At 61.5% G+C, this 23,009-nt stretch carries 25 protein-coding genes; 11 read left to right on the plus strand and 14 right to left on the minus strand.

Annotated elements, in window-relative coordinates; all coding sequences use genetic code 11:
* Positions 1–189: 189 nt before the first annotated feature.
* Positions 190–1,035, plus strand: coding sequence for an archaetidylserine decarboxylase (asd, locus tag FHW58_RS08715; RefSeq protein ID WP_179672637.1), 846 nt, complete (start codon positions 190–192; stop codon positions 1,033–1,035).
* Here the strand turns inward: asd and FHW58_RS08720 are convergent, their stop codons facing one another.
* Positions 1,036–1,947 (minus strand): LysR family transcriptional regulator, encoded by a 912-nt coding sequence (locus FHW58_RS08720; RefSeq protein ID WP_179672638.1) that lies wholly within the window; start codon positions 1,945–1,947, stop codon positions 1,036–1,038.
* 116 nt (positions 1,948–2,063) lie between these two features.
* Here FHW58_RS08720 and FHW58_RS08725 point away from each other — a divergent pair, with 116 nt between their 5' ends.
* Together FHW58_RS08725 and FHW58_RS08730 are read left to right on the plus strand one after the other, a co-directional pair.
* Positions 2,064–2,663 carry an FMN-dependent NADH-azoreductase gene (locus FHW58_RS08725; protein ID WP_179672639.1) on the plus strand — a complete coding sequence of 200 codons (600 nt, stop codon included), beginning with the start codon at positions 2,064–2,066 and terminating at the stop codon, positions 2,661–2,663.
* Between the two features lie 24 nt (positions 2,664–2,687).
* Positions 2,688–3,557, plus strand: coding sequence for a pirin family protein (locus FHW58_RS08730; RefSeq protein WP_179672640.1), 870 nt, complete (start codon positions 2,688–2,690; stop codon positions 3,555–3,557).
* 199 nt (positions 3,558–3,756) lie between these two features.
* Here FHW58_RS08730 and FHW58_RS08735 read toward each other — a convergent pair whose 3' ends face one another.
* From FHW58_RS08735 to FHW58_RS08745, 3 genes are all read right to left on the minus strand, one after another.
* The gene (locus tag FHW58_RS08735; protein WP_179672641.1) at positions 3,757–4,893 is read right to left on the minus strand and encodes a WD40 repeat domain-containing protein; all 1,137 of its coding nucleotides are present in this window, start codon (positions 4,891–4,893) and stop codon (positions 3,757–3,759) included.
* 390 nt (positions 4,894–5,283) lie between these two features.
* A complete protein-coding gene (locus tag FHW58_RS08740) occupies positions 5,284–6,474 on the minus strand; it encodes a hypothetical protein (protein WP_179672642.1) in 1,191 nt (396 codons plus the stop codon).
* A gap of 74 nt (positions 6,475–6,548) precedes the next feature.
* Positions 6,549–7,283 (minus strand): hypothetical protein, encoded by a 735-nt coding sequence (locus FHW58_RS08745; protein WP_179672643.1) that lies wholly within the window; start codon positions 7,281–7,283, stop codon positions 6,549–6,551.
* A gap of 212 nt (positions 7,284–7,495) precedes the next feature.
* On the opposite strand from FHW58_RS08745, the gene FHW58_RS08750 reads away from it, so the two are divergent.
* Entirely contained in the window at positions 7,496–7,963 is a 468-nt protein-coding gene (locus tag FHW58_RS08750; protein ID WP_179672644.1) for a hypothetical protein, read from the plus strand.
* Here FHW58_RS08750 and FHW58_RS08755 read toward each other — a convergent pair.
* Positions 7,960–8,247, minus strand: coding sequence for a hypothetical protein (locus tag FHW58_RS08755; RefSeq protein WP_218892648.1), 288 nt, complete (start codon positions 8,245–8,247; stop codon positions 7,960–7,962). The genes FHW58_RS08750 and FHW58_RS08755 overlap by 4 nt on opposite strands.
* On the minus strand, positions 8,247–8,870 hold the full coding sequence (locus FHW58_RS08760) for a DUF1906 domain-containing protein (protein ID WP_179672646.1): 624 nt from the start codon (positions 8,868–8,870) through the stop codon (positions 8,247–8,249). The genes FHW58_RS08755 and FHW58_RS08760 overlap by 1 nt, the downstream gene beginning before the upstream one ends.
* 166 nt (positions 8,871–9,036) lie before the next feature.
* Here FHW58_RS08760 and FHW58_RS08765 point away from each other — a divergent pair, with 166 nt between their 5' ends.
* The 5 genes from FHW58_RS08765 to trbK all read left to right on the plus strand — a co-directional run bounded on the left by FHW58_RS08765 (position 9,037) and on the right by trbK (position 14,344).
* Complete coding sequence (locus FHW58_RS08765; RefSeq protein ID WP_218892649.1) at positions 9,037–12,303, plus strand: winged helix-turn-helix domain-containing protein; 3,267 nt, start codon at positions 9,037–9,039, stop codon at positions 12,301–12,303.
* A 13-nt stretch (positions 12,304–12,316) separates the two neighbouring features.
* Positions 12,317–12,706 carry a hypothetical protein gene (locus tag FHW58_RS08770; RefSeq protein WP_179672647.1) on the plus strand — a complete coding sequence of 130 codons (390 nt, stop codon included), beginning with the start codon at positions 12,317–12,319 and terminating at the stop codon, positions 12,704–12,706.
* Between the two features lie 55 nt (positions 12,707–12,761).
* A complete protein-coding gene (locus FHW58_RS08775; RefSeq protein ID WP_179672648.1) occupies positions 12,762–13,721 on the plus strand; it encodes a succinylglutamate desuccinylase/aspartoacylase family protein in 960 nt (319 codons plus the stop codon).
* A gap of 63 nt (positions 13,722–13,784) precedes the next feature.
* Entirely contained in the window at positions 13,785–14,144 is a 360-nt protein-coding gene (locus tag FHW58_RS08780) for a DUF1304 domain-containing protein (protein ID WP_179672649.1), read from the plus strand.
* 8 nt (positions 14,145–14,152) lie between these two features.
* Positions 14,153–14,344, plus strand: coding sequence for an entry exclusion lipoprotein TrbK (trbK, locus tag FHW58_RS08785; protein ID WP_179672650.1), 192 nt, complete (start codon positions 14,153–14,155; stop codon positions 14,342–14,344).
* Between the two features lie 2 nt (positions 14,345–14,346).
* Here the strand turns inward: trbK and FHW58_RS08790 are convergent, their stop codons facing one another.
* Positions 14,347–15,363 (minus strand): hypothetical protein, encoded by a 1,017-nt coding sequence (locus tag FHW58_RS08790; protein ID WP_179672651.1) that lies wholly within the window; start codon positions 15,361–15,363, stop codon positions 14,347–14,349.
* Between the two features lie 125 nt (positions 15,364–15,488).
* On the opposite strand from FHW58_RS08790, the gene FHW58_RS08795 reads away from it, so the two are divergent.
* Positions 15,489–15,779, plus strand: a complete 291-nt coding sequence (locus tag FHW58_RS08795; RefSeq protein ID WP_179672652.1) for a helix-turn-helix transcriptional regulator — start codon at positions 15,489–15,491, stop codon at positions 15,777–15,779.
* 11 nt (positions 15,780–15,790) lie between these two features.
* Positions 15,791–16,843, plus strand: coding sequence for an alkene reductase (locus FHW58_RS08800; protein WP_179672653.1), 1,053 nt, complete (start codon positions 15,791–15,793; stop codon positions 16,841–16,843).
* 90 nt (positions 16,844–16,933) lie between these two features.
* Here the strand turns inward: FHW58_RS08800 and FHW58_RS08805 are convergent, their stop codons facing one another.
* The 7 genes from FHW58_RS08805 to FHW58_RS08835 all read right to left on the minus strand — a co-directional run bounded on the left by FHW58_RS08805 (position 16,934) and on the right by FHW58_RS08835 (position 22,981).
* Positions 16,934–17,887, minus strand: coding sequence for an MBL fold metallo-hydrolase (locus FHW58_RS08805; protein WP_179672654.1), 954 nt, complete (start codon positions 17,885–17,887; stop codon positions 16,934–16,936).
* Between the two features lie 62 nt (positions 17,888–17,949).
* A complete protein-coding gene (locus FHW58_RS08810) occupies positions 17,950–19,011 on the minus strand; it encodes an acetate kinase (RefSeq protein WP_308937269.1) in 1,062 nt (353 codons plus the stop codon).
* A gap of 9 nt (positions 19,012–19,020) precedes the next feature.
* The gene (locus FHW58_RS08815) at positions 19,021–19,431 is read right to left on the minus strand and encodes a hypothetical protein (protein ID WP_179672655.1); all 411 of its coding nucleotides are present in this window, start codon (positions 19,429–19,431) and stop codon (positions 19,021–19,023) included.
* 13 nt (positions 19,432–19,444) lie between these two features.
* Entirely contained in the window at positions 19,445–20,110 is a 666-nt protein-coding gene (locus tag FHW58_RS08820) for a C39 family peptidase (protein WP_179672656.1), read from the minus strand.
* Complete coding sequence (locus FHW58_RS08825) at positions 20,107–20,433, minus strand: hypothetical protein (RefSeq protein WP_179672657.1); 327 nt, start codon at positions 20,431–20,433, stop codon at positions 20,107–20,109. Before FHW58_RS08825 ends, FHW58_RS08820 begins: the two co-directional genes overlap by 4 nt.
* Before the next feature lie 49 nt (positions 20,434–20,482).
* Positions 20,483–21,445 carry a hypothetical protein gene (locus FHW58_RS08830; RefSeq protein WP_179672658.1) on the minus strand — a complete coding sequence of 321 codons (963 nt, stop codon included), beginning with the start codon at positions 21,443–21,445 and terminating at the stop codon, positions 20,483–20,485.
* Between the two features lie 183 nt (positions 21,446–21,628).
* Entirely contained in the window at positions 21,629–22,981 is a 1,353-nt protein-coding gene (locus tag FHW58_RS08835) for a sigma-54 dependent transcriptional regulator (protein WP_179672659.1), read from the minus strand.
* Positions 22,982–23,009 lie beyond the last annotated feature (28 nt).

Below are 23,009 nucleotides of genomic sequence, written 5' to 3' on the forward strand. Positions count from 1 at the left end.
CAGGATGTTCAGTATTTAGCAACAGAATCTCCTGTTTAGCCACATTTCATAAACAGCCACTCCGGGGTCAGGTCCGCCATTTCAACACGGCCTCAACCGCGTTGCGGTTGAGGCCGTGTTGAAATGGCGGACCTGACCCCGGAGTGGGCGCTATAATGCGCGATCGTTAATTTGTATGGATCTGCCACCGTGTCCGACCGCCTAGCCGTTTTGCCGCAATACCTGCTCCCCAAGGGAGCGCTGACCAATTTCGCCGGCCGCGTGGCCGGGGCGAAGGGCGGCGCTTACACGACGCGCCTGATCCGCTGGTTCGTCGGCAAGTATGACGTCAACATGAGCGAGGCGGCCAATCCGGACATCGCCAGCTACAAGACCTTCAACGAGTTCTTCACCCGCGCCCTGCGCCCGGACGCCCGTCCGCTGGCCAGCGCTGCCTACGTGTGCCCGGTCGACGGCCGCATCAGCCAGTTCGGTGCCATCGAAGACGATCAGATCTTCCAGGCCAAGGGCCACAAGTTCAGCACCACCGCCCTGGTCGGCGGCGACGCGCAACTGGCCGCGCAGTTCCAGCACGGCAGCTTCGCCAACCTGTACCTGAGCCCGCGCGACTATCACCGCATCCACATGCCCATCGACGGCAAGCTGACCCGCATGATTTACGTGCCGGGCGAGCTGTTTTCGGTCAATCCGACCACCGCGCGCGGCATCCCCGGCCTGTTCGCCCGCAACGAGCGCGTGGTGTGCGTGTTCGACACCGCCCAAGGCCCGTTCGTGATGACACTGGTGGGCGCCACCATCGTCGGCAGCATGGCCACCGTCTGGCATGGCGTGGTCAACCCGCCGCGCCTGCCGCAGGTGACCGAGTGGACCTATGACGACCAGAACATCGTGCTCAAGCAAGGCGAGGAACTGGGCCGCTTCCTGCTCGGCTCGACCGTCGTCATGCTGTTCCAGAAGGATGTGCTGAAGTTCAATCCCGCCTGGCAACCGGCCGCGCCGGTCAAGCTGGGCGAGGAAATGGCGCAGCTCACATAATCACACGCCGCCGGGGATGGCCTGGTCGAACGCCGCCTCCAGCATGTCGATGAAGACCCGGGTTTTGGCCGGCATCAGCCGCCGCCCGGGGAACACCGCCCAGCCCGTCACCTGCGGGAACGACCACTCCGGCAGCACCCGCACCAGCTCGCCCCTTTGCAGATACGGCTGCGCCACCGCTTCGGTCGACGCGCCGATGCCGGTGCCGGCGGCAGCCATGCGCACCAGCAGCTCCGGCGAATTGGCCAGCAGGCGCACCGGCAGGTCGCGCGTCCACTCGGTTTTGTTGCGTGTCAGGGTCCAACGTATCAGCCCGTTCATTCTTGGCGGCAGACTCAGCAGATCGTGCTTGAACAGATCGTCCGGATGCTCCGGCAGCCCGCGCAGATTGGTGTAACGCGGCGACGCGTACAGCGCCCACGAACTGAACGTGATGCGCCGCGCCGCCAGCGTGGCATCGTCCGGTAGCGTGCCCATGCGCACTGCCAGGTCGAAACCTTCCGCCACCAGATCCACCCGTCGCGGCGACAAGTCCAGCTCCAGCGAAATGGCCGGATAGCGCTCCATGAAGCGCGCCAGCATCACTCCCACCGCACCGGTGGCGAAGTCGGCTGGCATCGATACGCGCAACAAACCACTCGGCGCCACCTGCCGGTGCTGCACCAGCGCGCCGGCCGCCTCGGTTTCGTCCGCCACCTTTTGCGCATGCTCCAGCAGGCTGGCGCCAAATTCCGTCAACACCAGCTTGCGCGTGGTGCGCTGGAGCAGGCGCTCGCCCAGTTTCCCTTCCAACAGCGTGATGCGGCGAGAGACGGTCGACTTGGGCAACTGCACGCGCTCCGCCGCCAGGCTAAAGCTGCCGCATTCCACAATGCGGGCAAACAGCAACAGGTCGCCAGGATCGATTTCCATCATATTGTTCCATCAGTGGATTAATGTTATCCATTTTAACGGCTTCCGAACGGGATTTGAAACGATTAAAGTAACTCCATCGACGCAGTACTCAACCAAATACAAGGAGCACCACCATGAACATCCTGCAAATCAACTCCAGCGCCCGCAGCACCGGTTCCGAATCCACCCGCCTGGCGGACGCGCTGGTCGCCAAAATCAGCGCCGCCAACCCTGGCGCCACCGTTACCCGTCGCGACCTGGCCGCCCAACCGCACCCGGTCCTGGACGAAGCCGCGCTGCAGGCCCTGTTCACCCCGGCCGATCAACGTACCGCCGCCCAAGCCGCCCGCGTAGCGCTGGACGATGCCCTGATCGCCCAGGCGCAAGCAGCCGACGTCATCGTGATCGGCGCGCCGACCTACAACTTCGGCATCACCGCCCAACTGAAAACCTGGTTCGACGCGATTGCCCGCGCCGGCGTGACCTTCAAATACGGCCCGACCGGCCCAGTAGGCCTGCTGACCGGCAAGAAAGTCTACGTCGCCCTGTCGCGTGGCGGCATCCACCGTGACGCGCCGACCGACACCCAACTGGCACACCTGAAGATGTTCCTGAGCTTCGTGGGCCTGACCGACGTGCAATACGTGTTCGCCGAAGGCCTGGGCATGGGTCCGGAAGCCGTCGCCAAGGCACAAGCGCAAGCCCAGGCGGAAATCGACGCCATTCTGGTATAAGCAATATCAACCAAGGAGAAAGCCATGACTGATCAAGTAACGACCCCACGCAGCATCGAACGCATCATCCAGGGCCAGGCCGTAATGGACGGCGCGGGCGTCAAGATCAACCGTGTGCTGACTCAAACCCTGCAACGCCGCCTAGACCCGTTCCTGATGCTGGACAACTTTGGCAGCGACCAGGCCAACGATTACATCGCCGGTTTCCCGAGCCACCCGCACCGCGGCTTCGAAACCGTCACCTACATGATCGAAGGCCGCATGCGCCACAAAGACAGCGCCGGCAACGAAGGTCTGCTGACCAACGGCGGCGTGCAGTGGATGACTGCCGGCCGCGGCGTGATCCACTCCGAGATGCCGGAACAGGAAGACGGCGTGATGGAAGGCTTCCAACTATGGCTGAACCTGCCCGCCAAGGACAAGATGCGCGCGCCGTGGTACCGCGACTTCAACGGCGCCGACGTGCCCGCTTTTGAAACGCCGGCAGGCGCCAAGGTCAAGGTGATTGCCGGCCGCAGCCACGGCGTCGACGGCGCGGTGCAACGCGAGGTGACTGAACCGCTGTACCTCGACGTGCATCTGCCGAAGGGCGCCACTTTCAGCCAGACGCTGCCGGAAGGCCACAACGCCTTCACCTTCACCTACCGCGGATCGGTAACGATCGACGGCAAGGCGGTGGCGACCGGCCGCATGGCGATCTTGGCCAACACCAAGGGCACCGACGGCGTGGTCATCAAGGCCGATGAAGACAGCCGCTTCATCCTGATCGCCGGCCAGCCGCTGAACGAGCCGATCGCACAGTACGGCCCGTTCGTGATGAACACGCAAGCCGAGCTGCACGCCGCCGTGGACGATTTCCGCGCCGGTCGCCTGGGCGAGGAAGCCCAAGTTTAAAAGTTACAACAGTCACCAGACGCGGTCACTCCGCGCCTGGGACTGCCGAATACAAGCTCCCTATTTCGGCCGGACCTGTTCCGGCTGTTTTTTTATCGGATAGCGTTCCGAAGAGACACGCAGTATGACGATCGGCTGCTACCGCCCCTTTGCGGACGGTCGACCTTATTATCGAATTCGCGCCAAAGCGGCCCGTCAACTATTTAAGTTGGTAAATAATCGCCTTGCCTTTCGATGGAGCTAAAAGACCTAATAAGCGACTAAAGTTCCCAAGACCAAACGCTTCGCCGCCCAAAGCTAAGTAATGCCCATCTCGAGATACCGCAATTGAGGCAGGTTCAGCTAAAATCTCTTGCAATAACTTTGTGTGCTCTCCATCCCAAATTTTGACGCTTTTCGAAATGCCCGCAACAATCAGATATTTGCCGTCTGGTGTAAATCGGACCCCTCTAACTGCTGTACCTTTCGGCCCAGGCTCTCGGCTTAGCATCTCACCTGTAGCGCCGTCCAAAATCTGAATTGCGTCTGAGCCATCATGCGGGATGCCGCGAAATCCGACGGCAAGAGACTTTCCGTCTGCTGACCACGCCAACGCCGCGATTTCGCCGCAAGGCAAGCTCATTTCGTTGGGACACGTTGGGAAGTCCCGTATTTGGCGTCTATTCAGTAAATCGATTACGCGTAAACGTTGCGTCGAAATCAAGCCTCCATGACTATCTTTCTCCCCCGAATAAAAACGGCCAGCGATAGCCGCAATATTTCCATCAAAACTTAGAGAAAATGCAGACGGGAAAAAATCCGGACTCTCCAACTTCCAAATTAGTTGCCATGTTGTTGTGTCGTAGGCTGCTAATGTATGCATGCGACGTGCATACGATATTTGCGACATCCAAACAGTGTCGCCGTTAGGCGCATACACTGCTGCGGAACAGACATTCTCTCCACGCTTCTCCGTCTGCCGATATTTCTCAACGCCATCGGTAACATTCCAAATCGCTACGACGTTTCCGCACCACATAGCTTTTGCACCATCGGCAGAAAAGTGGAGCGCATTGGCATTAAGTGTACTAAGATTGTCGTGCTTAAATTCCGGACCCACTCGTCGTGACTGGCTCCAGTTCCAGACCTGCGCAGAATGTGAATAGTAATACTTTGCAGCCACCAATAGACTTCCGTCAGGGCTAAAATCTAGCGAGTCGATACCATTTGTTTCATGAATAGATGCGACCTCGCTGGCGACACTATTTTTTGAGTCGAAAATACCCGCGTGGGTAGCCGCATGTATTGCCGTGAACGCGACAAGAGTGAATACAAGTCTTGGATATTTATTCTTCATGAATATCAACGTTTACGTGACGCATATCCGCTTGGCGAACGACCGCTGCTGGCCGTTTTCCGACATGAATTTTGCTGAAATAATGTACTTTCTTGGCCCAAATTTACGGTACGTCGCGCCAGCCATTCATCCCGATAACAGCCTCGCAACGTTTATCAGTCTATTTCTCGCGCCTACCCTCGTATTTTTTATAGATGATGTAACAAAATATTGGCACTGCAGATACAGCAACGGCTGACAGCCAAAAGTTGTGCATTCGAAAAATAGCAGGTAGAGCAGCCAATAAAACAGTAAAACACAACGTGCAAATCCACCCCTCCCAGCTCACAGGAGAGATGCCAACGCCAATTCGCTTGGGACCAAACCACGGCTTTTTCATACGGTCTTCCATCAGTAATGCGGCTCGGTGCGGTTGAAGGCACACAGGGTGGCAAAGCCGCCAGCAGCGAGTGGTTTGACCAGCGCGGCGGTTGGGCGACTCTTTTCGTTCGTTGGGTAGGCAAAGACATACAGCGCCCCATCTATCCGTTGTGGCACCAAGTGCACATAGCGCGGCGAGATATCAGGATAGAGCTGTTTCTGTCCACCCGAAATCAAGGTGACCTTGGGAACCACGCGCTGATGCCAGCCTTCGATCTCATCGATCGGATATGCTGCGACGACTTGCTGCATCGTCATGGTGGCCGGTGCTAAGGCGATCACTGTTCCGTCAAAATAATGATTGTCCGCGTCCCAGATCGTTAGACGCCGGGTGACACCAGGCGATAGTTCGACCAAGCCAGAATTAGTGCGGGCATTCACAATGTTCGCCTCATCATGGAACGCCGTAAGGTCGATATCAAGCGGAGTGTGCCGACCAAAATGCGCGTGGTCGAATTCCGGGTCAACCAAGCGGAGATAGGCTTCGCAGAAGCGTTGATTCGCTGCGCCCTTGGCTATCACGGAAATATGCCCAGGTAAGGTCTTGTTTGTAGTCGGGCTATATTCAACGCTGTCGATTGGCCTACTCACCAGATTGAGCGGCTCGCTGTTGCATTGCTGTGGCTTCCCTTGGGCAGTTGCGCAAATGATGATATGCGTTGCAGTGATCACCGCACCGTCATAGATGGGAGAAGCGTTGAACGTGTCCTCGTAGCCAGGCATCCATATCCTTCGCGATATTACCTTGCGCTTATTGATCCACAGGCTGAAGAAAGCAGGAGGATTACCACCGCCTGCTCCGTAGGAAAAGGCCTGCTCTCTACCGCCGCGTACCCGGATCGTGGTGCCATTGGCAAGGACGCATTCAGTGCGGCCAGCCCCGCTGCTTGCCGAGAGGCCAAGATCAAGCGCTTGTGGCACGCGCGGATAGGTAGGCTTTGCACCATCGCTGATTGAAAAACGAACCAATGCCAAGTTTTTCGTCGCATCGCAGACGAGATCGATGTCTTTGCTTGCTTGATCCGCCCGCGCATTGTTAGAAATGATCAGCATCAGTATCGGTGCAAAGTAGCGCAAAGCACGAAGTGGTATTGCCATCTCACTCATATGTCTTGTAAGCCCCAAACAAAAGGTCTGCAAATGGCTGAGCGCTTGAGTCACTGCGGTGATCCTATCCATCCTCGAAGGTTCATTTGCTCGCTCACAAATCTGACAGACGCTATGGGCGGACGCGCTCACTTAGCCACAGCCTTATCCAACAGGTAGTATGCAGTGATGCGCTCTTTCGCTTGGCTCCAGGCGGCGTCCCATTTTGCGCGGTCCAGCTCTGACGCAGGCTTGCACTTGCTGTGGTCTTGCAGGCAAGCGAGCCGTTCCAGGCCATAGTATGCCGGCCAATGGCGGTCATAGTTCTGCGTTTCTCGCCACGAGTCTGCCATCGCGAAACCGCGAGCAAGCATCTCTCGTGCTTGAGCAGGACGTTCGCTGAAATATTTGGCAGCCTGCGCGCTAATCCGGGGACCGCCAATCGCAATGGGTAGCTTGAAAAAGCCTTCGTTGTTGACGATTTCCGCGCGTCCTGATTCTGACGCAAAGCGCAGAACGTCATACCAGCCCATCACCTGCTCCGCCACGATCACTTGAAATGCTTTCTCCATACCTTCCCGAGGCAAATAGTAGAAACCAATAATCTCCAATGATTCCAAAGGGGTGTAGCGGAATGCCACGCTTTCGTAATCGGTCAATATCTTGTCCAGCGCAGCCTCTGCGGATGGGTCGTTCCGCATGACGCCTTGGGCGACCACGTTGAATATCCGCCGCCGCACTTGAAATTGCGGCGGTGCTGTGGTGGACAATGCTATTGACTGAGGCGCAGCCCCCGGCGGCGTTGGGATGATTTGAGGCATAGGAGTTTGCGCTTGCGCCGCCCAAGCTCCCATGATGAACAGCATGCCGAGGATCTTCTTCATAAACTTGGTCTTCAGACCTCCATGTCAGCGGGATTCTCCACATCGGTCTTGGCCGAGTGCACCCATAACTTGGTCAGGATAACATCTTGCCGATGTGCAAAGTTCACTGTTTGTCACGATATTGCAGAAAGTGCTGCGCGCGACCGAAGATGTCGGTTGGCGGCTCGCGGTCGCATACGAAGGTAAACCTTCTCCCCTGCTAAAATGCCGCCATGATTCCGATCCTCATCAAATGGCTGCGCCGCCTGAGCCACCTGCTCGGCTTCGAAACGGCCGACTCCTTCCCACCTGGCCACCCGTACGAGCGCACGCGCTGGAACGGCGCGTATTTCGACATCGCCTCCGACGTCAAGCCGGACGAAATCGAAAACCGGCTTTGCGACGCCATCAGCAACACGCCGCTGGTGTTCGGCTACATCAGCAATCCCACGCCGCGCATGCAGCGCGCGCTGCTGGCGGTGCTGGAGGAACGCATGCGCATCAACCGTGGCCGCGCCAGCGAGCTGGCCGTGCTGCTGGTCACCGCCTACGACGAATATTCGCTGATGACCGAAGTCATTCCGGGCCTGCGCGACGCCATCGCCGCCACCCGCCACGAGGAAATGGGCGCCCGCGCCCGCGCCGTCATGGCCTTCCTGAGCTCGACCCAGTCGCCGTTTGACGTGATCGACCTGCACTAGGCGGAAATGGCCATGGTCAGCACGCCGTTGGACAGCGTCAGCACCGCCGTGCAGTCCCCCGGGATGGCGACGTTCTGGCTGTGGCAGGAATAATAGTCGGTCATGCCCAGCCGGATGTGGTCGATGGCCGCGCTGACGCCGTTGCTGATGGTGTACGCCCCCAGCACCAGGTCTGGCGCGGTGACGAATTTCAGCGTCGCATCTTGCCCAGTGTTGTTCAGAAAAATCGTCTTCGATGGTTTGACCGTCTTGCGCGATGGTGTCTCCGTAAAACAGATATTCATCACAGCACCCGGAACAGGCCGGCCGGACGATCCGGGCTGTTGCAGGCCATGCCGACGCTGATGCGCTGGCCGTCGTCCACCGGCAGCACGGCGCCGCCCAGTTGCTTGAGGCTGTAGCCGGTGTATTCCGCCGCGTCGTCCGCCACCCAGCTGACCGTGGCCAGCCCGCGCGCCATCATCGCCGCGCAGCAGCGCGCCGAGCTGTAGACCCCAACCTGATATGTGCGCTCTGCCGCCGAGGCGGCATGGAAAGCCTGGTTGACCCCTTCGAAATAACGCGCCACCGGACCGGCGATCTCAGCCTCGTTGGGATCGAAATCGGCCGCGAAGTACACCGCCGAACCGGACGGCTGGGCAATCACCGACTGCGCCATCAGATACGCCGCCGCGCCGTCGGCGCAGCCCTGCGCCCGGCTGAAATAGCTCAGATGGGCATCCGGCGTTTCCCACACCACGCCGATCTGGATGCCGGCGTCGGTCAGCGCGCGCGCCTCGGCCAGGGACAGACTCTTGCCCGCCTGGTGCGTGTAATGCCGGATGGCGAAATCGATGCCTTGTTGCTTGATTGCTATTGCGTACTGCGTCAGTTCAAACGGTGCTTTCACGCCGGTCAGAACAGTCATGGGGACTCCGTAATGTTTATAAAATTTCTGTAACTCTTTCCTTCGGGATAATGTTAATATCCCGATGTGATGACTTTAAGCAACTTGCCAACAGTTGGCCTTCAGAAAACCTTCTGGCAGCTAAGTCATTGATTAGAAAGCGTTGTTCGAGAGCGGAAAAGGTTGGATGGTGAACCACAAGAGTTTTCGTTTTGGCCAGTGGCGGGTCGATCCGGCCACCAATACCCTCAGTTGCGGCGTGCTGAACCGGCAACTGGAACCGCGCGCCATGGACGTGCTGTTGTACCTGTGCCGTCATCCGCATGTGGTGGTGTCGGCCGAGACGCTGCTCGACGCCTGCTGGGGCGACGTCTCGCCCAGCGACAACGCCATCCACAAAATCATCACCCAGTTGCGCCGCGCGCTGGACGACTCGGCCACCGAACCACGCTATATTGAAACCATCCGCAAGCGCGGCTACCGCCTGCTGGCCGAGCTCAGCTACGACGACGAAGTCAGTCAGGGCAGCTGGCTGCACGCCTCGCCATTCCGCGGCCTGGAAGCGTTTGAAGAACAGCACGCCGCCATCTTCTTTGGCCGCAAACTGAGTGTCGATCAGCTGGTGCAGGTGGTGGTGGCGCAAGCCCAGGCCGCTTGCGCGATGGTGCTGGTGCTGGGCCCATCCGGCGCCGGCAAGACCTCGCTGGTGCAAGCCGGCCTGATACCGGCGCTGAAGGCTGGTGCCGCGCCGGCCGACTCCGGCATCGCCATCAGTGCCCACGTCCAGCTCGATTGCGCGGACATGGGCCAGTCCGGCCTGCTGGAGACGCTGGCCAGCGTGCTGCTGGACGCGGAAATCGACGACCGGCTGCTGTTTGAAAACACCAGCGCCGCCGCCCTCGCCCAGCGCCTGGCCAACGACTTGCCGATGCTGATCGAGCAGCTGCAAAAACGGCTGCCGACCATCCAGCTGTTGCTGTTTATCGACCGTTTCGAGGCCGTGTTCCGGCTGCCGCACGTCAGTGACGTCGAGCGCGCCGTCTTCATCAACGTGCTGGACCAGCTGGCGCGTTCCGGCACCATGCAGCTGGTACTCGCCTGCCGCAACGACTTTTACCCGCACCTGGCGTCCTATCCGGCGCTGATGAACCTGAAACTGAGCGGCGGCCATTACGACCTGACGCCGCCCGGCAGCGCCGACATCGCCCAGATCGTCCGCCATCCGGCGCAGGTAGCGCAACTGCGCTACACCGTCGACGACAAGGGCGAAGGCCTGGACGACGTGCTATGCCACGCCGCCCGCTCCGGCCCCGACAGCCTGCCGCTGCTGCAATACTGTTTGCAAGAGTTGTACCGTCAGCGCACGGCCGATGGCGAGCTGACGCATGCGGCTTTCCACGCCATGGGCGGGCTCGAAGGCGCGATCGGCGCGCGGGCCGAGCAAGTGATTTCCGCACTCGGCAGCGCACAGATCGCCGCCCTGCCCCATGTGCTGTCGCAACTGGTACTGGTGGCGGAGGATGAATCGACGGTCAGCTCGCGCCGCGTGCCCTGGTCCGCCCTGCGCAACGACGCCGAGAACAAGCTGGTGCAGGCGTTGGTTGACGCCCATCTGTTCGTCAGCGACCTTCAAGGCGGCGCACCGACCTTCGGCATCGCCCACGAAGCCCTGCTGCGCCGCTGGCCGCGCGTAGTCGAATGGATCGAAGAACACCGCCAGGCACTGCAAATCCGCAGCCGCATCAGCGCCCAAGCCAAGCGCTGGCAGGAAAGTGGCCGCAAGCGCGACATGCTGTTGCCGTTCGGCACGCAGACCAATCAAGCGCGCGAAGTTTTGCATGCCGGGAGCCTTAGCTTCGCGCCACAGGAGCAAGATTTCATTCAAGCGTCACTGCACAGCGAGCGCCGCGCGGAGCGCTTGCGAATGGTGGTCATGATCGTCGTTGCCAGCTTGGCTTTGCTAGCTGGCGGTCTCGGCATCTCCGCTTACTCGTCGCAAATCCTGGCGGAACAGCGGCGCACTGAGGCCGAGGACATCATGGGGTATATGCTGGGTGAATTCGTCGATAAACTCCGTCCGCTGGGTAAACTCGATTTGCTGGATAGTGTGAGTAATCGCGCCTTGGCATACTTATCTACTAAGGACAATGCAACAGGCAGCGAGTTGGCTCTACTTCAGCGTGCGAAGTCATTGCAGGTACTTGCCGAAGTAAAAATTGCACGCGCGAGCCCCGACGACGCCAATACTGCGCTTCTCGCGGGTAGAGATATTCTGATGAAGCTCCTCCAAGGGAAGCCGAACGACACCGGGCTGCTGAAAAGTGCCGGCGAAAATGCTTTTTGGCTGGGGCAGATCCACTTGGATCGTACTGAATGGGACCAGGCTCGCTACTACTATAAACAATATCAAACCTTCAGCGATAGGTTCGCATCCATTGAACCCGACAATGTAGAAGGGTGGATAGAGCAATCATATGCTCACAACAACCTCGGAACATTGGCGTTGATGAGTAATGCTGATGCAACGCTTGCAGCGCAGGAATTTACTCTGTCATCAGAGTTGAAGAGCCGGGCACATTTGCGGGACCCGAAAAACAAACGTCTCACCGCCGATTTGGCGGACACTCTATCATGGCTTGCATCTGCGCAAATGCAACAAGGAATGCTGGAAAAAGCAAAAACCGAATTTGAACGTGAGACCACAACCTTAGAAAATCTCCACAACGATAATCCACAGGAGCTTCTTTGGTTTCAACGTTTGTCCTCAGCTTGGCAACGCTTGTCCAGCGTGGAGCAGGCGCTTGGCAATACTGCGGGAGCGGCAGCCAGTCTGGAGAAATCGCGAGCACTTATCGAACAGGCCATCAAACAAGAGCCCGGCAATCGTGTTTGGCAGCAGCAGCTGTATGTAGTGGACCTCAAAAGCTTAGATTTACAGAATCAGGGCACTAGCAATCGAGAAGCAATTGCGCGATTGGGTCGGATAAATGCCAACCTGTCAGACCTAAGCAAATTAGAACCAAAAAAGCTTTCACTGCAAATGCAGGTAGGCTATAGCGCGCAACGTAAAGCGGCACTGGAGTTCACCGAAAACGAGATCGATAAGGCAACGCTAACCCTTGGACCAGCGCTAGAGAAATTAAAAACAGTGCATCAAACTGCTCCCGGCGAGAAAACGTTCCGGATCGGCTATCTGGATGCGCTTTTACTCGATGCTGAGATCAAGCACGCCAAACGGGATCTTGTTGGAGCTCAACAGAGTTGCTCAGCGGCGAAGGAAATATTGCAGCCATTGGCGAACAATAGTACTGACTTTGCAGTGTTGGTTCCTTGGCTTAAGACACTGGTTTGTCTGAAGCAGCATCCAGAGGCCCATGTGGTGGCCAATCGCCTGAAAAACATTCACTACCGCGATCCAGCGTATTTACGATATATTTCCTCCAACCTTCTTTAATAGAAAGCCGCATATGACTCAGCTCGTTCCGCCAGTCTCCTTCCAAAATGTCTTGGTCTGGGTTAGCCCGAATGAAGAGCAACCTGGTAAATACACCGTTGTTACCGAACCTGAAATTCCGGTCATCGTTAACGAAGACACCATCATCAATTATCAGATTGTCGATACCGCTGGCTATCCAATTGTATTCACCGGTATGTCCGTCAAACCGAAGGATAACGGCCAGTTGAGCCACGCCAGCGTCAGTGTCGATGGCCGCCTTCTTACTTTCAGCGATCTCAATACCGTCAAGATGATGCTAAATATTACGCTGCACTTCAAAGACAAGGATAACGTCGAGTTTTCGCATGATCCTCAGGTATCGAATGACCCTCGTCTCAACCTGCCTGGCACTGCGAAGTAAGCAAGCCTGGGGCGTCAACGCTTCGTTAAGCGCTGACGCTAGATCGTGAGCAAACATGAGCCATGCTGACAAATTGCAGTTTTCTTCTGAAAACTATAGCGGCCAGCGTTCGGGCACCAGCTTAATTGTTACGGGCGCGGTGCATGGCAATGAAACTTGTGGCACCCGTGCCATTTTGCGCGTAACGCGTGAGTTGGCTGCTGGCACACTCACGATATCGCGGGGTTCTGTGACATTCGTACCAGTTGCAAATCCGCTGGCCTTTACCAAGGGGGAACGTGCTGGCGATCGCAATCTCAATCGCAATCTTTTCCCCAATCCGCATCCGCACGACTTCGAGGACCGCGTGGCCAACTGGCTGTGTCCTCTGCTGGCCCAGCATGATGTGCTGTTGGACCTGCATTCCTTCAGCGCGGCCAGTGAGCCGTTCGTGCTGGTCGGGCCGCGTAATAATGATGGACCGCTGGAACCGTTCAAGCACGAGCAGCAGGAGCGCGCGCTGGCACGGCGGCTTGGCGTGCGGCGCTTTGTCGACGGCTGGCTGCGGACGTATGGCGCCGGCGTACAGCGGCGCCTCAGCGGCAGCAGCGAATTACAGACCGTGCTGCGTTACGGCATGGGCACTACCGAGTACATGCGCTCGGTCGGCGGCTATGGGCTGACGCTGGAGTGCGGCCAGCATCACGATCCGCAAGCGCCCGAGGTGGCGTATCGCGCGATTCTGAATACGCTGGCGTTCCTGGGGATGATCGATGCGCCTGAGCCGGCGCCGGTTGCGCCGGAGCAGATGGAGGCGCTGAGCATGGCCGCCGTGTACGACAAGCTGCATGCCGACGACACCTTCAGCCGCAACTGGACCAGCTTCGATCCGGTCAGACAAGGCGAGCAGATCGGCCTGCGGGCGGATGGCACGCCGGTGCTGGCCGACTTCGACGGCCGCATCCTGTTCCCGGACGCGGCGGCGGAGGCCAACAGCGAGTGGTATTACCTCGCCCGCCCCAATTTGTCGTTTTAAACCGCTGGCGACGACCGCCATGCTCAGGTCATAATCATCTACCGATAATAACAAGGAGGCTTCATGCTGTTGGCAGCCCAGATCGTCACCGCGCTGGTGGCGCTGATTCATGTGTACATCGTCTTGCTGGAAACCGTGCTGTTCGATTCGCGCGGCCGCCGTGTGTTCGGCCTCAGCAAGGAGAAGGCGGAGATCGTGCGGCCGGCGATGTCCAACCAAGGCTGCTATAACGGCTTTCTGGTGGCCGCGCTGGTGGTGGGATTTGCCCATCCGGACGCGGCGGTCGCTTCGGCCTTTACCGTGTTTGGCCTGAGCTGCGTGGCGGTAGCCGGCATCTGGGGCGGTGTCACGGTCAAGCGGTCGATTCTGCTGATACAGACCCTGCCGGCCGTCATCGGTCTGGCCCTGCACTTCGCGGGCTGAACATGCAGATGAAATTGAATGCGGTCCTGCTGGCCGTTGCCGCTGTCGCGCTGGTGTTCACCGGCTATAAAGAGTTGAACCGCAAGCCGCAGCCCCATCCCGTCAACGACGGCGCCTGCACGCAGGAAGCGATCAAGAACATCGACAACATCACCGAGCGGGCGATCCAGTCGTCCCGCTGTGCCCAGCGCGACAAGTAGACTTACTTGCGCAGGCTCGGCAGCGTGACGATGGTGGTCGGCGCGGTCGTCGTCTCGGCTGCCGGCTTGGCGCCGGTGCCGCGCAGCGCCAGCAGCCAGCCGATGCCCTCAAACCAGAACGGCGCGCCCAGCGAGGCGGCGAAGGCGGTGGCGATCCAGCCGATCAGCGCGAACAGCAGCGCTTTCACGAACGGGCCGGCGTCCTTCACGCCTTCGAAGCGCGAGGATGGCCAGCCGATCGGCAACTTTTGCAGATCCTGTGCCTGCGCTTGGGCTTGCCTGGCCTGCGCCACGCCGGACGCGGCGTCGGCGGGAACGGTCGGCGGCGCTGGCAGTTTGGCGTCTTCGGCTTTCCGCACCAGTTGCGCCGTCAGCGTGGCGTCGTCCCACAGTCGCTGCGACAGGTTCAGCGCATCGATGTTCATCACCACCGCGTACGTCAGCCCCACCAGGAACAGCACGCACTGCGAGCGCCGCTTGTACCAGCCGCTGATGCGGTCCATCACCGTGTCGTACCAGATGCGTACGGCGTTCTCCAGCGCGGCGACGTCGTCCGGTCCCTCGCCCATGATGGCCAGCAGCGTCTTGGTCAGTCCTTCGTTGCCAATGTGGTTCAGCAGCGCGACCGCTGTCTGGCCCTTGCCGTACCTGGCGGTCAGCGTGGCGACGAAGGCGCGCGCGAAAATCGCCGACGGAATGTAGGAAGGCATGCGCCCTTCCTGCGCCATGCCGGTGATCAGCGGGTGCCGCATCACCTCGGCCGTCAGCGATTGCGCACCCAGCTTCTCCAGGCCGAAGCCGCCGCGCAGGCGCAGCAGCCGCAGGATCGATGGCCAGATGCCGCGCAGGCGCGGCTTGGCGGCCGATTCATGCAGCAGGGTCAGCACGCCGTCCAGCAGCACCTTGGCGCGTGTCTGGAACAGCGAGGCGATCGCCTCGCGCGTGGCGCTGCACAGCAACGCCACCGCCATAAAGGTGTAGGACAGCCCCACCGCCACATCCAGATACTGACTCGTCATAGCCCAACGATAAATTTTGAACAATATTCCATACCATAAAGGATTTTGCGCGCGTCAGCACGTTTTTCTTTTATATCGTAAGATGGCGATATTGAAATCGGAAAAACACGATACATATAGGTCACATGGACATCGACGCTATCCACAAAGCCCTCGCCAACCCGACGCGGCGCCAGATCCTGGCGTGGCTGAAGGAGCCCGAGGTGTTCTTCGCCGAGCAGCAGCACCCGCTGAGTCTGGGCGTGTGTGCCGGCATGATCGACCGTCGTGCCGGGCTGTCGCAGTCGACCATGTCGGCCCACCTGGCGGTGCTGGTCAAGGCCGGGCTGGTGACGTCGACGCGCGTGGGCCAGTGGAATTATTTCAAACGCGATGAGGCGCTGATCCAGGCCTTCATCGATCAAATGCAACTATAAGGAAACTCATCATGCCAACTCTGTTCGACCCGATCACCATCGGCGATATCACGCTGAAAAACCGCGTCATCATGGCGCCTCTGACCCGTTCGCGCGCTTCCGAAGGCCGTGTGCCAAATGCGCTGATGGCGCAGTACTACGAGCAACGCGCCACCGCCGGCCTGATCCTGAGCGAGGCCACTGCCGTGATGCCGCATGGCGTTGGCTATGCCGACACGCCGGGTCTGTGGTCGGATGAACAGGTGGAAGGCTGGAAGCAGATCACCGCCGCGGTGCACGCCAAGGGCGGCGTGATTTTCGCCCAACTGTGGCACGTGGGCCGCATTTCCGACCCGAGCTTCCTGAACGGCGAACCGCCGGTGGCGCCAAGCGCGATCCAGGCGGCCGGCCACGTCAGCCTGCTGCGTCCGCAGCGTCCGTACCCGGTGCCGCGCGCGCTGGAAACCGAAGAGATCGCCGGCATCGTGGCGGCCTACAAGAAAGCGGCCGAGAACGCCAAGAAGGCGGGCTTTGACGGCGTGGAAATCCACGGCGCCAACGGCTACCTGCTGGACCAGTTCCTGCAAAGCAAAACCAACCAGCGTACCGACAGCTACGGCGGCCCGGTCGAGAACCGCGCGCGCCTGATGCTGGAAGTGGCCGATGCCGCCATTTCCGTGTGGGGTCCGGGCCGCGTCGGCATGCACCTGGCGCCGCGTCGCGATTCGCACGATATGGGTGACGACAATCCGGCCGAAACCTTCGGCTACGTGGCGCGCGAGCTGGGCAAGCGCAAGATTGCCTTCATCTTCACCCGCGAGGCGCTGGGCGAGGACAGCCTGTCGCCGCTGATCAAGCAGGAATTCGGCGGCGTGTTTATCGCCAATGAGAAGATGGACAAGGTAGTGGCGCAGCAGCTGCTGGACAGCGGCAAGGCCGACGCGGTGGCGTTTGGCAAGGATTACATCGCCAATCCTGACCTGGTGGAGCGCCTGAAGGCCGACGCGCCGCTGAACAAGTGGAATGCGGATACGTTCTACGCGGTCGGCGCCACCGGTTACACCGACTACCCTGCCCTGGCGTAATTTGCAGCACCCCGCCCCCCGGTGCCGCCGGGGTCTGACCCCATGCGGGGTCAGACCCCAGCCTCTGCCTGGGGGTGGCGGCGCGCTATCCTAGCGCGGTTGGGTGTAGTTGACCGGTACGAACACGTAGCCGCCCTTGCCATTCCCCCGCACGTGCCCCAGCGCCGGGAACGACAAGTGCGCCGCGCCGATCAGGTAGCCTTCCTTCGCGGCCACGGCAAACGCTTCCTTGCGCTCCGCCGTGGCCACCTTGCTGTCGCTGTCGAACGCGATGCCGACGTTCGGATTCTCAAACTGCACTGACTGCACGTGCAGCAAATCCCCCAGCAATACCAGTTTCTGTCCCTTGCTTTCCACCACGTAGGTGATGTGGCCGGGCGTGTGTCCGCCGTTGAAATACGACTTAATCCCCGGCACCAGCTCGCTGTTGGCCACGATCGGCTGGAACTTGCCGGCCTTGACGTACGGGTTGATCGACACCATCGGTCCCTGGAAATCATCCTTGGCCTGCCCGGTCGCCTTATCCAGATTGGCCTGGTTCAGATAATAGTCCGCGTCCAGCTTGCCGGCGCGGACGATCGCGTTGGGAAACACGCGCTGCTCGTTGGACGCCAGCCCGCCCACATGGTCGCCATGCATGTGGGTGATGTAAATCTCGTCCACTTGCTCCGGTTTGTAGCCGGACATCTTCAGATTGCTCACCAGTTGCCCGAGCGTCGGCCCGAACAGGCTGGCGGCGCCGGTGTCGATCAGCACCAGCTTGCTGCCGGTATTGATCAGGAAGCCATTGACCGAGGTTTGCACCGGGCTTTTCAGGAACGCTTTGGCCAGCGCGGCGTTGGTCTTGTCCGGCGGCTGCTTGAGTTCCTTCTCGACCGGAATATCCAGCGTGCCGTCGTTGAGCACGGTGATCTCGAAGTCACCCAACGTGGTGCGGTAAAAACCCGGCGCCTGGAAGCGCGCCATCGGCGCGCCGGCCTGCGCGGCGGCGGTGATCAGCAGCGCCGCGATCACGGCCGAAGGTTTCAGTATGCGCTTGGACATGGCTCCTCTTATACTTGAATTTAGCAGGAGCCCTACGATACATCAATTTATGCAGAGCACGATTAGAAAGTGACCGGCAGCCGCAGCGACAGTTGCACATCCGGCGTATCACGCGTCAACCCGGCGCCGACGGCCACGTTGACGGTGCGCTTGTCGTTGATGCGGTACGAGAAGCCCATCAGCAGCGTGCCCAGTTGGGTGCGCACCGAGCCGGCCACCGGCACGCCGTTCTGCCGGGTGCGGGCGATGGCGCTGTGGTCATAGCCGAAGCTGATCAGCGCCCGCTCGTTCAGCGCCAGGCCAAGGCCGAAGTTAAAGCCGATCACGCCGCCGGGCGCGATCCTGCCCAGCGGCTCAACCTCGCCGCCCAGCACGCGCCGGCTGACGTTGCTCCGCTTGAAGTTGTGCAAATAGCTGACGCTGCCGAACAGGATGGCCGGGTCGCTGGAATACAGCCACGTCACGCTCGGCTGCAGCGCGTAGAAACCCGATCCGGTCGGCAGATCGAGCGGCAGGCCGGTGCCCGTGGCATTGGGGCCGACGCAGCGCCGCGTGCAATCGGTCACCACCTCGAACGGATCGGTACCGGTGCGCGACTTGAAGCGCAGCCCGGCCACGTAGTAGGGCCGCTCCGCGCCGCCGTCGTTGAGCTGGTAGCGCAGCGCCAGTTCCGCATCGCCGACGCCGCGCCCGCTGGTGTCGAACACGCGGTCGACGCCGGTGCCGGTGAAAATCTCGCGGCTGACGGTGGAATCGGAACGGTAGACATACGGCACCTTCAGCTCCAGCTCGGCGCGGTTGCTCAGGCCATAGCGGCCGGTCAGCGCGGCGGTGGTAGTATTGCGCTTGACCTCGCGCACATCCACCAACCCGATCAGCAGCGCCGGGATGATGGTGTAACCGACCAGCACCACGCGGTTGCTGGACGAGTAGCCGAACTGCAATGACGGTTCCAGCACCAGCTTGCCGCGCGGCGTCAGCACGCCCGGCTGTTCAAACAGCGGCGCCACGGCCGGCGGCCGGCCATCCTGCGGCGGCGCAGTGCCGACCGCATCCGGCGCCTCGGCCGCCACCGCGCCGCCGGCCAGCAACGCGGCCGCCAGCCATCCTGTCCTTGTGTGCATCGCTCCCCCTTATTTGCCGACGGCGCCGTGCAGGGCGTCCCGCAGGCTGCTTTCAAAGTTAACCGCCTTCAGCAGCGCCAAATTGGCGACCGTGGTGTTGATCGTGGTCTGGCTGCGGATGGACTGGTCGTTGAGACTGTTCTGCACCAGCACTCCACCCAGCGCATCGCTGGCCAGTTGTGCCTCCGTAGCGCTCAACTGTGTCATATCAGGGAAGGAAAAATGGGTATTTGCTACAACAGTGCCATTGATCGAAACCAAACGTTCGACACCTAATGACACCAGCAGGCCGTTGCCGGGGTCAAAACCGCCGCGCGCCCGCTCCAGCTGGCTGTCCTCGACGGCGGTCCAGTCGTCGGCGGTGCCGGCGTGGGCGGCCGCGCCGCAGGCCAGCAGCACGGTCCATAACAACTTGCGCATGACAGCGCCTCCTTCAGAAGTTGCCGCTGCCATTCTTGGGCAAGGTGATGTCGGTCAGGCTGGAGCGGTTGATGGCCTCGCCCAGCGGCGCGCGCGGCGCGACGCTCCAGTCGGCCTGTAGATTGAAGTGCGGCTGGCCTGGCCATTGGTAGATCACAAACAGCAGCTTGTCCGGCCAGGCCGCCTCGAAGGCGTCGCGGCGCATGGCGCGGGTGCCGCCGGCCGGGTCGCCAATCAGTACCCGCTCCGGAGCCACGCCCTTGATGACGACAAAGTGCAGGTAGCCGTTTTCCGTGATGCGCACAATGGCGGGCAACCGCGCTTCGGCCAGCTTGTCCAGCGGTTGCAAAAAGCCGTCGGCGGTCAGGCCCTGCCGCGCCAGATAGCGCTTCATGTCCAGCAGCGAAAAACCTTCGCGCTGGATCGTCTGCTGGTCGCCGCCCGCGTACATGGCGTTGAACACCTGTTCTTCGGTCACCGGACGGTCGTAGTGATAGCGCAGCAGCGTCGCCAGCGCCGCCGAGCCGCAACTAAAATCGAACTGCTGCCGCACGGTGGCGCGGAAGCGTGCCTCCTTCAGGCTGGTGACGTGCAGCGCATAGCTGCCGCCGCCATTGGGGGCCGGCAGGTCGGCGGCGGCAGCGGCGCCCGCCAGTAACAAGAGTGGCATCAGCTTCATTGCATGCGGATGTTGATGATGGTGGCGTTCTGGATCAGCACATTGGAGCCGGAATTCTGTATCGCCACCGGCAGGCCGGAGGCGTTGCTGAACGCGCCGCTGCTGATGGTGTTGGTGCCGCTGACAACATGCGAGGTGGTGTTGCCGCTGACCGTGCCGCTGACGCGCATGTCGTTGCTGACGGTGTCGGTGCCGGCATGCAGCGCGGCCAGCCGTTCATCCGCCACCGGCTTGCCGTCGAAACCCTCGTCTTGCGCGGCGGCCGTGCCGCCGCCGCAGGTGGCCAGCAGCAAGGCCGCCGCATAACTGAAGAATACGTGCATAGTGATCTCCCTGGTGAACAGGCGGAGCGCATGGACTCCGCCCTGCTGCTTAGCGGCCCAGGGCCAGGTTGGACTGCACGTTGACGCTTTGCTGGATCAGCGCCGAAATGCCGCTGTTCTGCGCCGCCGTCATGATGCCGGCCGCCGATTGGCCGACGCCGCTCATGGTGTTGGACAGATCGAACACGCCCGCGCTCACGGTGGAGGTGCCGCCGGCGCCGCCGCTGCCCACGCCCCCCACGCCGCCGGTCGCGGCGCCGGCGGTATTGGCGCCGCCATCACCGCCCGCCCCGCCGGTGCTGCCGCTGCCGCCCGCGCCGCCCACGCCACCGGCCCCGGCCGTCGCGCTGCCATTGGTCGGGTCGCCGTTGGTGGAGGTGCCGCCGGTGCCCGCGCCGCCGGCGGCACCCGCGCCGCCGCCCGTCGCGCCGCCGCCTTCATCAGGCGTGCCGCTGCCGCCCGCGCCGCCGGCGCCACCGAGGCCGCCGGTGCTGGCGCCGACATACGGCGAGCCGTTGCTGGCGCTACCGTTGGTGCCGGCGCCACCGGTGCCGCCGGCCGCCCCGGCACCACCCACCGCCACGCCGCCCACGCCGCCGCTGCCGTTGGCACGGCCGCCACTGGCCGTGCCGCCCGCACCGCCAGTGCCTGCGCCGCCGGTGCTGTTGCCGTTATAGATGGCGGTGTTGCCGATGTAGTCCACCCAGTTGTCGGAGACGGTGCCGTTCAGCGTGCTGATGGCGGTGGCGGTCGAGGTGTTGAAGGCATTGGTAAAGGTCGATGTGGCCGTGCCGCCGTTATTGGCCGCTACGCCTGCCAGCGCGGCAGCGTGCGCCGCACCGCTGCTGTTGTTGTTGCCGTTGTTGTTATTGTTTTTACTGCTGCTGTCCTGCATTGCGCTGGAATTGTCGCTGGCGCTGGCACCCGCGCCGGACTGGGTGACTGCCGTTTGCGCATACGCCTGTGCGCAGAAAGCCAACGCGAATGCCGCACCGATCAAAGTTTTTTTCATAGCTTCTCCTGCTTTGCGAAAATGTGAATGTGACCGGGGACCGATCCCCCGGTCTGACTTCCTCCGCAAGCTTGGTGCCAGTGGCGCCAAGTCCTTGTTCCGGAACGGTTATCGGCCGGCGCCATGGCCGCCGCCGGGGTTTCTGTGCGGTGTAACGTCACACGGCTGTGACAACGCGGCCGGTCATTCACTCTGCGCGCGGGTGTCACTCGCGCGAGACGGCGCCGTGATGCCGTGCTTGGCCAGCAGGCGGTAGAGCGTCATGCGCGATACGCCGAGGTCGCGCGCGGCCAGCGTGATGTTGCTGCCGGCGCGCAGCAGGCTGGCGTCGATGGCGTCGCGCTCGGCGCGGATGCGGGCGTCGTCCAGTTGCAGCGGCGCGCTGGCGGTCGGTGGCGCCTCCAGGCCCAGATCGCGCGGCTGGATCAGGCTGCCCTCGGCCATCACCATGGCGCGCCGTACGCGGTTAATCAGCTCGCGCACGTTGCCGGGCCAGTCGTGCTCGCGGATGGCCTGGGCGGCGCGGCTGCTGAAGCCCTTGACGCGCGGCGCGCGTTCGCTGCCAAAGGTGTGGAAAAAATGTTCGGCCAGCGGCAGCAGGTCGTCCTTGCGCTCGCGCAGTGGCGGCACATCCAGCGCCAGCACGTTGAGGCGGTAGTACAGGTCTTCGCGGAAGGCGCCGCGCCGCACCGCTTGCGCCAGGTTGACGTGCGAGGCGGCGATGACGCGCGCATCGACCGCGATGCTGCGCGTACCTCCCACGCGGTAAATGGTTTTTTCCTGCAAAAAACGCAGCAGGTTGGCCTGCAGCTCCATCGGCAAATCGCCGATTTCGTCGAGGAAGATGGAACCACCCTGCGCGCTTTCGATCAGGCCGCGCTTGTCGCGCGCCGCGCCGGTGAAGGCGCCGCGCTCGTGGCCGAACAGTTCGGACTGGATCAGCTGCGCCGGTATCGCGCCGCAGTTGATCGGCACGAACGGCCCCTTGCGGCGCGGCGAATGGGCGTGCACGTCCTGCGCCGCCAGCTCCTTGCCGCTGCCGCTCTCGCCCCAGATCAGCACCGGCGCGCTGGCTGCCGCCACCTTGACGATCTGCCGCCGCAGCCGGGTGATGGCGTCGCTTTGTCCGGTCAGCGTGGCGTTGCCGGCGCCGCGTACAGGTGCCAGCGCCAGACCCAGGCCGTCCCGCAACGCGGCCATGCCCAGCGCATGGCCGAGCGCGTGCCGCAGGCGCTGATGATCGAGCGGCCAGGTATGGTAGTCCGCGCAATGGTCGGCCAGCAGCCGGCGCCACGCCGGCTGTGCCGCCAGCGATGGCGGCAGCACGGCGACCCAGTGCGGCGCGTAATGCTCATGCAGAAACGCGTTGAAGTCGGCGCAGTCGTCCGTCTCCCGCACCAGCAGCAGGCCAACCGCGCACGGGCGCGCCTGGAGATGACGGCGCCCCTCGGCCAGCGTGCCCGCGCGGATCACCTCCCAGTCCGCCGGCAGGCCATGTTCGCCCGTGCCCACGCAGAGTATCGATTTGGTCGTCATATCCCGTTGGACGGGAAATGATATGAAA

This window comes from Duganella sp. 1224, from assembly GCF_013408245.1.
Lineage (GTDB): Bacteria > Pseudomonadota > Gammaproteobacteria > Burkholderiales > Burkholderiaceae_D > Rugamonas.